Raw genomic sequence first — 632 nt, 5'->3', positions numbered from 1 at the left:
CTGCTGCAGGGCGTGGCCGCCATGGCGTTTTTGTGCGGGCTTGACGACGCAGGTGCGCTGGGCAACCCTGTTTCGGCCATTCCGTTCGGCAACCCGGCCTTTATCGGCGCCATGCTGATCGCGCTGCCGGCGCTGCAGCTGGCCTGGTGGCTGCGCCGGCCCCTGCCGCACAGCGAGTCTTCGTGGGCCAAGGCCTATGCCGGTGTGGAGTCGCAGCTCAGTGTTCCTGTTTACCTCTACGGYTTTTTCTTCTGGTGCCTGGCCTGGTTGCTGGAAATCAACCGCCGCGTGCCGGCGCTGGAGGCAGATGCCTTTCCCCGGCAGGCCTTTAGTGACCGCACCACCGGCCTGCTGATGATGCTGGCGGTGGTGGCCAGCGCGGCCTTGTCGATGGTGCTCGGCCTGAAGAAGCAGTGGGCGGTGGCGACCTGGCCGGCGCGCATCACCGTGGGTGTGCTGGCGCTGGGTTATGTGGCGCAGGCAGGTCAAGGCTACCGCGTGCTCGCCACGCCGGCGTGGGCCGTGTGGCCGGCGGTGCTGGTGCTGCATTACTGGATGCTGCGGCAGTCTGACAAGCAGGCGCTGGCCCTGTCTTCGCCAGCGGGAATGGAGGCCCGGTCGCCCTATGGTTT

General features: G+C 67.2%; 1 pseudogene. It reads left to right on the top strand.

Annotated elements, in window-relative coordinates:
* Positions 1 to 632: pseudogene (locus AC1DWI_RS25645) on the top strand (DUF2339 domain-containing protein); the annotation flags it as partial.

The organism is Polaromonas sp. P3_C2, from assembly GCF_056402675.1.
Note: the sequence above shows the minus strand (reverse complement) of the source record. Positions and strands in the feature narration are given on the sequence as shown.